This is a genomic window from Novosphingobium sp. MBES04 (assembly GCF_000813185.1).
In the GTDB taxonomy this organism is placed as follows: Bacteria; Pseudomonadota; Alphaproteobacteria; order Sphingomonadales; family Sphingomonadaceae; genus Novosphingobium; species Novosphingobium decolorationis.
This window is the reverse complement of sequence record NZ_DF850489.1, coordinates 487310-500418: the sequence shown is the minus strand read 5'-3', so window position 1 is coordinate 500418 and position 13109 is coordinate 487310. Positions and strand designations below refer to the sequence as shown.

General features: G+C 65.9%; 8 protein-coding genes. 6 read left to right on the top strand and 2 right to left on the bottom strand.

Translation table 11 applies throughout. The features are described from left to right. Window positions 1–28: 28 nt before the first annotated feature. The 3 genes from MBENS4_RS15985 (at window position 29) to MBENS4_RS15975 (ending at window position 7565) form a co-directional block, all read left to right on the top strand. Entirely contained in the window at window positions 29–2809 is a 2781-nt protein-coding gene (locus MBENS4_RS15985; protein ID WP_039392806.1) for a M14 family metallopeptidase, read from the top strand. 149 nt (window positions 2810–2958) lie between these two features. After that, a complete protein-coding gene (locus MBENS4_RS15980) occupies window positions 2959–5955 on the top strand; it encodes a TonB-dependent receptor domain-containing protein (protein ID WP_039392805.1) in 2997 nt (998 codons plus the stop codon). A 101-nt stretch (window positions 5956–6056) separates the two neighbouring features. Next, a complete protein-coding gene (locus MBENS4_RS15975) occupies window positions 6057–7565 on the top strand; it encodes an amidohydrolase (protein WP_445321519.1) in 1509 nt (502 codons plus the stop codon). A gap of 172 nt (window positions 7566–7737) precedes the next feature. Here MBENS4_RS15975 and MBENS4_RS15970 read toward each other — a convergent pair whose 3' ends face one another. Beyond that, window positions 7738–8802, bottom strand: a complete 1065-nt coding sequence (locus MBENS4_RS15970; RefSeq protein ID WP_084592200.1) for a FecR family protein — start codon at window positions 8800–8802, stop codon at window positions 7738–7740. A 6-nt stretch (window positions 8803–8808) separates the two neighbouring features. After that, entirely contained in the window at window positions 8809–9405 is a 597-nt protein-coding gene (locus tag MBENS4_RS15965; protein WP_199904426.1) for an RNA polymerase sigma factor, read from the bottom strand. 64 nt (window positions 9406–9469) lie between these two features. Between MBENS4_RS15965 and MBENS4_RS15960 the strand changes: the two genes are divergently transcribed. The 3 genes from MBENS4_RS15960 (at window position 9470) to MBENS4_RS15950 (ending at window position 13102) form a co-directional block, all read left to right on the top strand. Then, on the top strand, window positions 9470–12067 hold the full coding sequence (locus MBENS4_RS15960; protein ID WP_084592199.1) for a TonB-dependent receptor domain-containing protein: 2598 nt from the start codon (window positions 9470–9472) through the stop codon (window positions 12065–12067). 85 nt (window positions 12068–12152) lie between these two features. After that, window positions 12153–12599, top strand: coding sequence for a GFA family protein (locus MBENS4_RS15955; RefSeq protein ID WP_039392802.1), 447 nt, complete (start codon window positions 12153–12155; stop codon window positions 12597–12599). Window positions 12600–12694: 95 nt separating this feature from the next. Continuing rightward, entirely contained in the window at window positions 12695–13102 is a 408-nt protein-coding gene (locus MBENS4_RS15950; protein WP_039392801.1) for a hypothetical protein, read from the top strand. The last annotated feature ends 7 nt before the right edge of the window (window positions 13103–13109 follow it).

Here is a 13109-nt window from a genome sequence, read left to right as displayed (position 1 = left end):
ACACGATGCGCGAAGAGGAGATACGGATATGCGAATTGGGCTTAGGGCGGCGAGCTTCACGGCGATGGCGCTCCTGCTGACCTCACCGGGCCTGGCCCAGATCTCACAGCCCAACACGATGGGCATCGCGACACCGGCCGAAAGCTTCCCGCAGGAACCGGGCAGCGACTACTTCCTCGCCAATTACGACCAGTACGAAGCCTACCTCAAGACGCTGGCCAGCCAGTCGGACCGGATGAAGCTGGTCGACATCGGCAAGAGCGCGGAAGGCCGCACGATGTGGGTGGCGATCGTCTCTTCGCCCGAGAACCTTGCCAAGCTCGATCACTACAAGGACATCAACGCCCGCCTCGCCAAGGCGAAGGGGCTCGACGATGCACAGGCGCAGGCGCTGGCCGAGGAAGGCAAGGCCGTGGTCTGGATCGATGCCGGCATGCACGCGACCGAGACGGTGACCACCCAATCGCAGATCCATGTCCTCTACCGCATGCTGACGAAGAACGACGCCGAGACGAAGCGCATTCTCGACGATGTCATCATCCTGTTTGGCCATGACAACCCGGACGGCCTCCAGCTTGTCGCCGACTGGTACATGCGCAACGAGGACCCGGAGAAGCGCGAATTCCGCACGATCCCGCGTCTCTACCAGAAGTACGTCGGGCACGATAACAACCGCGACAGCTTCATGGCGCAGATGCCCGAGACCGAGAACGTCAACCGCGTGCTGTTCCGCGAGTGGTTCCCCCAGATCATCTTCAACCAGCACCAGACCGGGCCCGAGGGCATGGTGGTGTTCGTGCCGCCCTTCCGCGATCCCTTCAACTACAACTACGATCCCCTGCTGATGACCGAGCTGCAGGAAGTGGGCTCGACCATGCACAGCCGCCTCATTGCGGAGAACAAGCCGGGCTCGGGCATGCGCAGTTCCGCATCGTACTCCACCTGGCACAACGGCATGGAGCGCTCGGTCTCCTACTTCCACAACTCGATCGGGCTGCTCACCGAGATCATCGGCGGGCCGACGCCCATGAATATCCCGCTCGTCCCCGAAGTGCAGCTGCCCGACAACGACAAGCCCATGCCCATCGCCCCGCGCGAATGGCATCTGGCCGACAGCCTGGAATATCAGTGGAGCCTTGACCGCGCGGTGCTGGACTATGCCTCGCGCAACCGCGACCGGCTACTGTTCAACTACTACCGCATGGGCAAGAATTCCATCGAGGAGGGCCTGACCGACAGCTGGACGACGACGCCCACCGATATCGAGGAGCTTCAGGAAGCGGGCAAGGACCGTCCGGCTCCCAAGGACGAAAACAGCTTCTTCCGTGCCAACCGCGTCGACCCGGCGCTCTACGGCGAAGTCCTCCAGGCAAACGAGAAGCGCGACCCGCGCGCCTATGTCATCTCGCGCAGCCAGCGCGACCTGCCCACCACGGTCGCCTTCCTCAACGCACTTCTCAAGAACGGCGTCGAAGTGCTGGAAGCCGATGCCTCGTTCTCGGCTGCGGGCACCAGCTACCCGGCGGGATCGTGGATCGTGAAGACCTCGCAGGCCTATCGCCCCCACGTCCTCGACATGTTCGAGCCGCAGGATCACCCGCACGACGTTGAATACCCCGGCGGTCCGCCCAAGATGCCCTACGACATCACCGGCTATACGCTCTCCGACCAGATGGGCGTGGGCTATGACCGCGTGTTCGAGACCATCGATCCGGCAGCGTCGCCCATCACCGGCCTTCTCGACGTGCCCGCCGGCCAGGTCGTGGGATCGGGCGATGCGGGCTGGCTGGTGCGCCACGAGACCAACAACAGCTTCATCCTCACCAACCGTCTGCTGAAGGCTGGCCTGCCGGTCTCCTGGATCAAGAGCGCGACGCGCGCCGGAAACGTGGAATTTGCCCCCGGTGCCGTCTGGATCCCCGCTTCGGGTGAGGCCCGGCGCATCATCGAGGCCTCGGTCAAGGACCTGGGCATCAACGCCTATGCGCAAGGGGCCGCGCCTTCGCAGGAGTCCATGGCCATCGCCCCCGTGCGCGTCGGGCTGGTCGACCAGTACGGCGGGGTCATGCCCTCGGGCTGGACGCGCTGGCTCTTCGAGCAGTACGAGTTTCCCTTCGAGGTCGTCTTCCCCAGCGAGCTCGACCAGGGCAACCTTGCCGACAAGTTCGACGTTCTCGTCTTTGCCAACGGCACCGTGCCGCCTGTGAAGGACGGTCCGTGGAGCGGACGCCCCTCCTCGATGCCGGATCCCGAGACGATCCCGGCCGAATACCGCTCCCAGTTGGGGCTCGTCAGCGAGGAAAAGACCGCTCCCGCGCTGGCCGAGTTCGCCCAGGACGGCGGCACGATCATCGCCATCGGCAACGCCGCCCGTCTGGCCACGATGCTCAAGGCCCCGCTCGTCCCCGCCCTTGCCAAGGAGGAAGACGGCGAACTCAAGGGCCTGACCACCAGCGAGTTCTTCATCCCCGGTGCCCTTGTCGAAGCGCGCGTCGATCCCTCGCAACCGCTCGCCTACGGCATCACGCCAACGGTCGACATGTTCTTCGACCGCAGCCAGTCCTTCACCTTCACGGGAAGGGGCACACAGGCCCGGAAGGTCTCGTGGTACGAAAGCCCGACCCCGCTCAAGAGCGGCTGGGCGATGGGCCAGGAGAAGCTCCAGGGCACGACCGCGATTGCCGATGTGGACCTGGGCAAGGGCAAGCTCTTCGTGATGGGCCCTGAAGTCACGCAGCGCGCTCAGCCCTATCCGACCTTCAAGTTCCTGTTCAATGGCATCCTCTACGGCCCCTCCAGCAAGAAGTAACCAAGCACTCAGACACACAGCGTGCCGGGCGTGGAATATCCACGTCCGGCATTTTTTATAAATTATTTCGTATCCAAAGTGAGGGGCATTGAACGCGCTGCGTCTCTTGTTGGTGAACGTGACATCACTTCACCAAATGAGGGGTAACGATGAAGTCCAGAACGCCCATTCGCCTGTTCCTGACCGGTACGTGCGCACCTTGCGCCCTGCTTGCCACCGGCGCACTTGCCCAGAGCCTGCCCGAAGCCCCTCCCGAGCCCGAGAACGTGGGCAGCATCGTCGTTACCGGCTCGCGCATCGCCCGCCCCGATTACGAAGCGAACAGTCCGATCGTCTCCATCGGCAACGAAGCGCTGGAAGACAGCGGGCGCTTGACGGTCGAGAAGGCGCTCTCCCAGATGCCCCAGTTCACCGGCGCGTTCGGTGAATCGAACGGCGGCTCCACCAGCACCGGCCTCAACGGCGGCCAGGCCTACGCCAGCCTTCGTGGTCTTGGCGCCAAGCGAACCCTGCTGCTGGTCGACGGGCGCCGTCTCCAGCCCTCCAACCCGGACGGCTCGGTCGACCTCAACACCATCCCCGAAGCGCTTATCGAAAGCGTCGAGGTCATCACCGGCGGCGCCTCGACGACCTATGGCTCGGACGCGACCGCGGGCGTCGTCAACTTCCGCCTCAAGCGCAGCTTCGACGGCATCGAGATGCCCGGCCAGATCGGCACGAGCGACTACAAGGACGGTGAGAGCTACCGCATCGGCGCAGTCGCAGGCTCGGAGTTCGCGGACGGTCGCGGTTCGGCGGTCATGTCCTTCGACTACACCAAGCGCTCGCGCGCCTATCAGTATAACCGCGACTACTACCGCTACCGTTCCACGGTTGCCGGGCTCGCCACGATCCCCCAGGGCACGGCCCTGTTCGGCTCGAACCTGCCCAGCATCGATGCCGTCAACGACGTCTTCCAGGGCACCTACGGCACCCCCGCACTGACCGGAAACGCCGCCGGGCAGTACACCGGCTGGATGGGCTTCAACACCGACCAGAGCCTCTTCACCAATGTCGGCGTGCCGGTCTACAACTTCCGGGACGGCGATTCCGACGAGGCGTACCTCGTCACGACCTCGCCCACCAACCAGCAGTTGAACTTCGGCTACACCGGCGGCTCGATCCAGTCTGACCTCGATCGCTACAGCTTCTATGGCAAGCTCAATTACGAGCTCACCGATAGCATCCGCGCCTTCGCCGACTTCTCGATGACCGACTACACCTCGGTCGGCCGGGCCAACCCGACGCTGGCCTCCAATGTCTATGGCCTGAGCGTCCCGGTCTCCAACCCCTTCATCTCCAGCGAATTCGCCTCGATCCTCGCCTCGCGCCCCGATCCCGAGGCCGACTTCACCTTCTACAAGGCGTTCAACATCCTGGGCCCGCGCTACCAGCGCTATCACTACAACGTCTGGCAGGGCACGGCGGGCCTTGCGGGTGACGTGGGTGTCAAGGACTGGACCTGGGAAGTCTACGGCGCGCTGAGCAAGGCCAAGTTCGAGAACGAGCAGACCGGCGGCGCCAGCGCCTCGGCCCTGCGCGACCTGCTCTACAGCCCGAGTGGCGGCAGCGACCTGTGCGAAGGCGGCTTCAACCCCTTCGGCAACCTGACGCCCTCGCAAGACTGCATCGACTTCATCTCGCGCCGCACGCTCAACACCAATACGCTCAAGCAGCGCACGGTCGAAGGCTCGATGCAGGGCGGCCTGTTCGAGATGCCCGCCGGCCAGGTGCGCTTCGCCGTGGGCGCGGACTACCGCTACAACGCCTATACGTTCGAGCCCGACAACCAGCTCAGCCAGGCCGATGGCACCAGCGACATCCTGGGCTACAGCGTGCTGCGTTCCGCCTCCGGTTCGGTCTCGACCAAGGAATTCTTCGCCGAACTCTTCGTGCCGATCCTGCGTGACCTGCCCGCGATCCAGGAATTCAACCTCGACCTTGGCTACCGCTATTCGGACTACAGCTCGGTTGGCGGGGTGCACACCTACAAGGCCGACTTCGACTGGCGCGTGATCGACAACGTGCGCCTGCGCGGCGGGTACAACCGCGCTATCCGTGCGCCCAGCGTGGGCGAGCTCTACGCCCCCGTCTCGACCGGCAGCGTGGGCATCGGCACGCCCTCGCCCAGCAACACCAACGGCGATCCGTGCGACGTGCGCTCCTCCTACCGCCAGGGCGCGGCGGGCGATGACGTGCGCGACCTGTGTCTGGCGCAAGGGGTCCCGGCGAGCATCATCGACAGCTACCAGCTCGGCACCGCGCAGGTCTTTGCCCTTACCGGCGGCAACCCGGACCTGCAGGAAGAAAAGGCCGACACGCTGTCCTTCGGCGCGGTGCTGACCTCGCCCTTCGTCTCGCCGATGCTGTCCAACATGTCGCTCTCGTTCGACTGGTACCAGATCAAGATGAAGGAGGCGATCGGCCCGCTCTCGATCGCACAGGGCATCCAGTTCTGCTTCAACTCGGGCGGCAACAACCCGAACTTCGATCCGCAGAACTACTACTGCTCGCTGATCGAGCGCAGCTCGGACAGCGGCGTGCCGGTCAACCCGGTCCAGCCGCTCCTGAACCTGGGCACCTTCAACGTGAAGGGCATCGACGTGCAGTTCGACTGGAACTTCGGGCTCGACACCATCTTCGGCGGCGATCCGGGCGAGATCGCGATCAACGTCGCGGGCAGCTACCTCGACACCTTCTCGATCCAGGCCCTGCCCGGCGCTCCGACCTACGACTATGCGGGCAGCATCGGCACCGGCATCGAATCGGGCGCGGGCACCGCGCACCCGCGCTGGAAGTCGGTGAGCGCGTTCACCTGGTCCAAGGACGGCTACAGCCTGGGGCTGCGCTGGCGGCACATTTCCTCGATGATCGCCTCCAACCGCGTCGTCTCGCCCACCAGCACCACGCGCGGGGTGAGCGCCTACGACGTCTTCGATCTCAACGCGCGTGCAGAGCTGCCCGCCGAGACCGAACTGCGCCTCGGCATCACCAACCTGTTCAACCGCCATCCCCCGCAGGTGGGCGACAGCGAGGGCAACTACGACGCCCAGAACTATGACGTCATCGGGCGCTACTTCAACGCCTCGATCACCAAGCGCTTCTGATACCCGCCCTGGCCTTCGGGACCGGCGTTGTGTCCTCACACGGGACGCGGCCTCGGCCCCGAAGGTCCTTTTGCGATCTTCGTTGAGACCAAGGACTGCACATGACCTTCCTTCCCATCCCCCTTCGCGGCCTGCGCCGCATGGCCCGTGCCGCACTGCTGGCGGCAAGCACCGCCCTCACCACGCCCGCACTGGCCGCGCCCGCACTGGCCGCGCCCATTCCCGAAGCGCAGCAGGACCAGATCCTCGCCGCGCTGGAAAGCGACAAGGCGCTCTTTGATGAAACCGCGCTCAAGATCTGGGACTACGCCGAACTGGGCTACCTTGAGACACAAAGCTCCAGCCTCCTCCAGTCGCGCCTGGCCGAGGCCGGTTTCACCGTGAAGGCTGGCATCGCGGGCGAACCCACCGCCTTTGTCGCCAGCTACCGCACCGGCGAGGGCCCGGTGATCGCGCTCCTGGCCGAGTACGACGCCCTGCCCGGCCTTTCGCAGGCCGCCTCTCCCATGCGCCAGCCGCTGGAAACCGAAGGCGGTCATGGATGTGGCCACAACCTCTTCGGCACCGCCTCGACCTACGCGGGGATCGCGGTGAAGGAATGGATGGAGGCGAACGGCATCAAGGGCGAGGTGCGCGTCTACGGGACCCCGGCCGAGGAAGGCGGCTCGGGCAAGGCCTACATGGTGCGCGACGGGGTGTTCGACGACATCGACATCGCGCTCCACTGGCACCCGGGCAACACCAATTCGGCCGCGCAAGGTCCCAGCCTTGCCAACATCTCGGGCAAGTTCCGCTTCCACGGCCGCTCCTCGCACGCCGCCGGGGCCCCTGCTGCAGGCCGCTCCGCACTCGATGGCGTGGAAGCGATGGACGCCATGGTCAACATGATGCGCGAGCACATTCCCGATGGGACGCGCATCCACTACGTCATCACCGATGGCGGCAAGGCCCCCAACGTCGTGCCCGACGAGGCCGAGGTGTACTACTACGTGCGCCACGTCGATCCCCAAGTCGTGCGCGATGTCATGGGCTGGGTGCGCGAAGCCTCGCAAGGTGCGGCCATGGGGACCCAGACCAGCGTCGACTTCGAACAGACCGGCGGCGTCTATTCGCTGCTGCCCAACGAGACCCTGATGAAGGTCATGGACCGCTCGCTGCACAAGGCCGGCGCGATCACCTGGACGGCCGAGGAAACCGCCTTTGCCCGCAAGCTCCAGGAAAGCTTCAAGGACCGCGCCGCGCCGCTTGAAAGCGTGGGGCAGATCCAGCCCGCCGTGATCGAGGAAAAGGCCCTGTCCGGCTCCACCGATGTCGCCGATGTCAGCTGGGTCAAGCCGACCGTTGGCCTCTCGACCGCGACTTTCGTGCCGGGTTCGGCCGGGCACAGCTGGCAGAACACCGCTGCGGCAGGCTCCACCATCGGCCTCAAGGGCGCGATGGTGGCCGCCAAGACCCTCGCCCTCACCGCCGCCGAACTGCTGGTGAACCCCGCCGAGATCGCCGAGGCCACGACCGAGTTCGAGAAACGCCGCGGCGCCGATTTCAAATACGAGGCCATGATCGGCGACCGTCCGCCGCCGCTCGACTATCGCAAGACCGCTTCGGAATAAGGGCCAGCGGCCCCAAACAGTCAGAACGTAGAAGGGGAAAATTCAAGGGGCCATCGCCCCTTGACCCAAAAACGGTCTACCTCACCTCTGCAAAGCCGCCCAGGCTGAGAGAGGTAAGGTAGACCGTTTTGGGAGCCCGAGGGCGATGGCCCTCGGAACCATTTTTCTAAAATCAATACGGGACGAGCCGCGTCTCACCGTCAGCATCCACGTCAGGCCGCGCGATCTGGTAGGCTTCCAGCGCCTCGATCAGCGCCGCCGGATCGTCCGTGCGCACCACGCCGCTGAAGACCCGGTCCTCCAGCGCCGGGTCCAGCACCAGCCGATGCGCAAGATGGCGGTTGAGCCGGGCGACGACATCGCCGAGCGGCGCGTTGTCGAAGCTGATGCGTCCGTCCATCCAGCTGCGCGTGTCGGATGCCTGTCCCTCGATCAGTTGCGCGTCGTCGCCACGGATCGACAGCACCATTCCCGGCTCCAGCGTCCAGCTGTGTTCCCGCTGCCCGAGCGCTTCCACCTTCACGCGCCCCTCGACAAGGCCGACATCAAGGCCATCCCCGCGCAGGTCCACGTCGAACTCGGTGCCAAGCGCGGTCACCCGGTACCCGCCCGAGGTCACCGTGAAGGGATGCGCCGCATCCTTGGCCACCCGAAAATACGCCTGCCCTTGCGTCAGCTCCAGCGTGCGGCCTGCAGTTCCGGGCAGGACACGCACCTTCGAGGCGGCATCGAGCGTGACCTCGCTCCCGTCCTCGAGCGTGAAGGCCCGCGAAGCCTCGCCCCGGCTCGTCGCAAGAATACGCGCCTCGGGCGCGCCTGCGCTGCCGCCGATGCCCCCCTGGTAAGCAAGAAACGTCAGCGTGCCGATCCCCAGCACGGCCGCCAGCAAGGAGGCGAGAACCAGCCGGCGCGCGCCCCGTTCCGGCGGCGCCTGAGGCTCTTCGCCATAGGTCCGAGCCGCTTCGATCCAGTCCGCAGCTTCGTCCTCGCCATCGTCCTGCCCTTCCCCACGCGCCGGAGCAGCCAGAGCGTCCGCAACGAGAAGCCGGGCCTCCTCGGACAGCGCCGCTTCGTCCGCCAACTGCGCGGCACGCTCAACCCGGTCCCAGGCCATGCGGTGCGCGGAATCAGACGCGTACCACGCCTCGAACGCGGCGCGTTCGGACGGCTCCATGTGGTCGCTGGAGAGGCGGGCATACCAGGAGGCGGCTGCGTCGTTAACGCACGTACCTGTCATGGGGAATTACTCTCCCACGCAGGCGCTGAGGTGGCGAATAGCCTTCATGATATGCTTTTCAACTGCGCTGACCGAAATACCGAAGTGCGATGCGATGGCCGCATAACTCATTTCTTCGAAGCGGTGAAGGACGAAGACCTGCCGTGTCCGATCCGGCAGATCGCGCAGCGAGACCATCACCCTGGCGAGCCGCTGCTTGCCTTCGAGCACGCGCGCAGGCGAGATTTCCTCGACCGGATGGTGGTAATCCTCAAGCGAGATATGCGCCTCGCGCTGGCGCACCGCCTCACGCCGCCAACGGTCGGTCAGCACCGAGCGCGCCACCTGAAACGCATAGCTTTCCAGCGATTCGATGCGGTTGTCGCCACGCCGCTGGTGCAGGCGCAGGGCGACCTCCTGGGCCATGTCCTCGGCCTCCTGAAGACCGACGCGCCGCGCGAGAAAATCGCGCACGGCACCCACGACTGTATCTCTGTGATCCGCCTCACGAGGGCGAATGACACTCAAACGAAGCCCCATGTCCACCCCCTGTCCGGCAGACATCTTCCCCCAATGAATAGTCTTCTCGCATTGAAGAACAACATATTGAAATTGGTGGGTCAAGCAGAGAAGATAGTATTCACGACCAGGGGGGAATCGGGCTCTCTCGCGACAGGGCACGCAGCACATGAGGGACAGGACCAGGACCGGTTTCGCTGACCGGACACGCGCGCGCCGCGTGCTGCTGCGCTGCGCCCTGGCGCTGCAGATCGGCCTGCTCTTTGCACTGCCACAGATCGGCGCAGCGCGCACTCCGGCCGCGCCCTACACGATTGCAGCCGGCCCCTTGCGGCTGGCCCTCGTCCTCTTTGCCCGGCAGAGCGGCGTACAGATCCTTTTTGCCCCCGAGCTGGTTGCCGGCAAGCAGGCCCCGCCCCTGACGGGCCGCCACACCATCGACGAGGCCCTGACCCGGCTTCTTGCCGGAAGCGGCCTCTCGGCCCGCAAGCTGGACTCCGGTGCCATCCTCATCGTTCCTGCCTCGCCCGCCGCGCCCCCGCTGGTGTCCACCCACGACCAGGGCCCGCAAGGCGCGCCTCCGCAAGGGCTTGAAAGCCCGCGCCCGGACATCCTCGTCACCGCCTTCAAGTACCCGACCCTGCTGGCCCAGAGCGCTGCCGATCTCACGGTGATCGGCGCCCAGCTCCAGCGCCAGCGCGGCATCGACGGTCTTGCTACACTCGCGCAGGCCACGCCCTCGCTCAACATCGCGCAGAACAACAGCGCGGCCAGCCGCCTCACCCTGCGCGGGGTCTACGGGCGCGGCGAGCCAACCGTCGGCGTCTACTATGGCGATTCTCCCGTCAGCGGCCCCTCGGGCACGACCTTCGATCCGGGCGGTATCGCGCTCGATCTCGAACTGGTCGATCTTGCCCGCATCGAGGTCCTGCGCGGCCCGCAAGGCACGCTTTACGGGGCCAGCTCGATGGGGGGGACCTTGCGCTTCCTCTTCAACACGCCCGACGCGACGGAAGCTTCCGGCGAGATTCGCGGCGGGGCCTCGATTACCCGGCATGGCAGCCCCGGCCATCACCTCTCGGCCATGGTCAACCTTCCGCTTGCCTCCGACACGCTTGCGCTGCGCGCGGTGGCCTATGACCGCACGACGGGTGGCTATATCGACCACCCGCGCTTCGCCCTCGCCGACCAGGGCGGGGCCGAGCGCCAGGGCGGTCGCCTCGCTCTCGCCTGGACGCCCGGACCCGATCTCGACCTCAAGGTCTCGTTCTTCCACCAGGAGACGCGCAGCGATGGTGCGCAGTTCTTTGATGACCGTGGCGGCGCGCGAACCAATGACCTTGCCGTTCGCACCCCCAATGCAAACACGCTCAACCTCGCCAACGCCGCTCTCGACTGGCGCAGCGACTGGGGGACGCTGACCGCACTTGCGACCTTCTACCGCTGGAAGGTCCTACGCCAGAGCGACTTCAGCGACGTCATAGCAGGGCTTGTCGACAACCCGGCCAGCTGCCTGCGCCATGCCGGGCTTGGCCAGGGCGCCAGCTGCACGCAGACGCAATGGGAGGCCTACCGCGCCTTCGTGGCCACGCGCCTTCCCGCAATCCTCTATCAGCCGATGTGGGTTACCAGTGCGAACGGAGAAGTCCGTTTCCACACCGAGGCCCTTGCGCGCACGTCGCTGACCCTGGGACTTTTTGCCGAGACCCGGCGCGACCGTGTCGACAGCATCACCGCACGCACCGATGCGGCCTCGGGCCTGCTGGTACGCCCGCTCGACGTGACGGGGGCTCGGGCCATCTGGACCGGCCTCAACCAGACCGCGCTGTTTGGCGAAGCCTCCTACGACCTCTCCCCGCGCGTTCGCCTGACCGCGGGTCTGCGCCTGTTCCACTATGGCAAGACCGCAAGGGGCGACATCTTCACGCCCAACCTCATCACCGGCACCGCGGACATTGCCCCGGGCCGCTTCAGCACGCGCGAGAGCGGCTCGAACCTCAAGCTCCAGGCGACCTGGCGCCCCTCCCCCGATCTTGTCGCCTACCTGCAGATGGCCGATGGCTTTCGCCCGGGCGGGGTCAACATCACCCCTTCGCTGAGCGAGGAGAACCGCAGCTACGCCGCCGATTCGCTGCGCAGCTACGAAGTGGGTCTGCGCCTTGGCCTCCCCCGCTCCGGGATCGAGCTGCAAGGCGCGCTCTACCACATCGGCTGGTCGGACATGATCTACAACGCCTCGAGCCCCAACAGCGCCTTTGTCTACAACACCAACATCGGCTCAATCGTGATCGACGGCGCGGAAGTGAACGCGCACTGGCAGGCCAGCGACGAACTCGCGCTCGCGCTTTCCGCCAGCTGGACCGACGCCCGTGTCGCCCGCGACCAGGAACGGGCCGGTACACTGGGCCAGCTTTTCGCAGGCGACCGGGTGCCGATGATACCGCGCCTCGCCGCCTCGCTCGGCCTTGCCTACGAGCGCCGCCTCGCCTCGGGAACGACACTGTGGGGGCGCCTCGACGCCGTGGCTTCGAGCGGCTTTGCCTCGCAGTTCAATACCCTGCAATCGAGCTATGCCCGAACTGCTGCGCGGGCGAGCCTCGATCTGGCGGCGGGTGTGGAACGGGGCGGCTGGGACCTGTCGCTCAGCCTGCGCAACGCGCTCGACACGCACCGTCCCGAGCAGGTGCTCGCCACCTCGCTGGGTGCGCGCCAGGTCTTCGCCCCGCGCCCGCGCACTCTTGCCCTGGAACTGGGTGTGACGTTCTGAGGGCCTTTCTTGCCGGTAGGCAGGCCGGGGCCTCGCTGGTAGCCTTGGCCCCAACGACAAGAACCGAAATGGAAGAGGAAAGAGGATGCTGAAAGCGAACCGTGAATACGGCGGAGGATGCCTGTGCGGTGCGATCCGGTACCGCGTGACGGGCCCCAGCCTGTTCGAGACGCAGTGCTGTTGCCGGGACTGCCAGAAGGCGACCGGAACCGGGCACACGACCATCGTCGGGATCGCGCGCGACCAGCTTCACATCGACGGTGAGCCGTCGATATACACCAGCGCCGGAGAGAGCGGCGGCGCGGTTTCCCGCCACTTTTGCGGCACCTGCGGTGGGCGTATCTTCACCTCGGGCGCACTGCCTGGTGAAAACGTGATGATCCAGGCCGGATCGCTCGACGAGCCCGGCGAAGTCACCCCCGAAAACGTGATCTACGGCAAGGACGCCCTGCCCTGGGACCATTTCGATCCGGCCCTCGAAATCTATGAACTCTATCCCCCGTTCGACCCGGTTACCCGCGAGCCCACCTGAGCGTCACCCGGAACTCTGCGGACTACCCTGCTTGCAGCTTTGCAATCTTTTTGCGGTGCCATCATGCGAACGACGGGAAACGCGAGGTGAGGGACATGAGCATCAGTGCTGTCGTATCCGGGGCCGAAGTGACCAACCTGCTGCGTGGAAGCGGACTGGCCGCGCAAAGGGTAGCCTATGTCGAAAGCGAGATACGCGACCTCACCCAGGAAGCGGCCGCCATCGCCACGCGCACGCTCGATGCCGACGCCTTCCGCACCGCGCTCGCACGGCGCATCGACAGCGACGTGGCGACCGGAAAGCTGAGCGCCGAGGACGCCCGCGCGATCCGGCAGGCTCTCGTGCGTACCTTCACGCCATCACAGGCCCCGCCGGAGGACGCACTCGACGACAGCGGCAGCGCGCGCGCCATTCCCCTGGTGGCCAGCGCCTATGGGCGGGAGGACGCGGACAGCTACCTCCACACCATCGCGCACGGGACCTTCATCGACATGCCGGTCTGACCCGCGG

Bases quoted from the DNA above. Each gene is read 5' to 3' on its own strand.
- MBENS4_RS15970 (WP_084592200.1), bottom strand. From the start codon at position 8,802: ATGACAGGTACGTGCGTTAACGACGCAGCCGCCTCCTGGTATGCCCGC.
- MBENS4_RS15955 (WP_039392802.1), top strand. From the start codon at position 12,153: ATGCTGAAAGCGAACCGTGAATACGGCGGAGGATGCCTGTGCGGTGCG.
- MBENS4_RS15980 (WP_039392805.1), top strand. From the start codon at position 2,959: ATGAAGTCCAGAACGCCCATTCGCCTGTTCCTGACCGGTACGTGCGCA.
- MBENS4_RS15960 (WP_084592199.1), top strand. From the start codon at position 9,470: ATGAGGGACAGGACCAGGACCGGTTTCGCTGACCGGACACGCGCGCGC.
- MBENS4_RS15975 (WP_445321519.1), top strand. From the start codon at position 6,057: ATGACCTTCCTTCCCATCCCCCTTCGCGGCCTGCGCCGCATGGCCCGT.
- MBENS4_RS15985 (WP_039392806.1), top strand. From the start codon at position 29: ATGCGAATTGGGCTTAGGGCGGCGAGCTTCACGGCGATGGCGCTCCTG.
- MBENS4_RS15950 (WP_039392801.1), top strand. From the start codon at position 12,695: ATGAGCATCAGTGCTGTCGTATCCGGGGCCGAAGTGACCAACCTGCTG.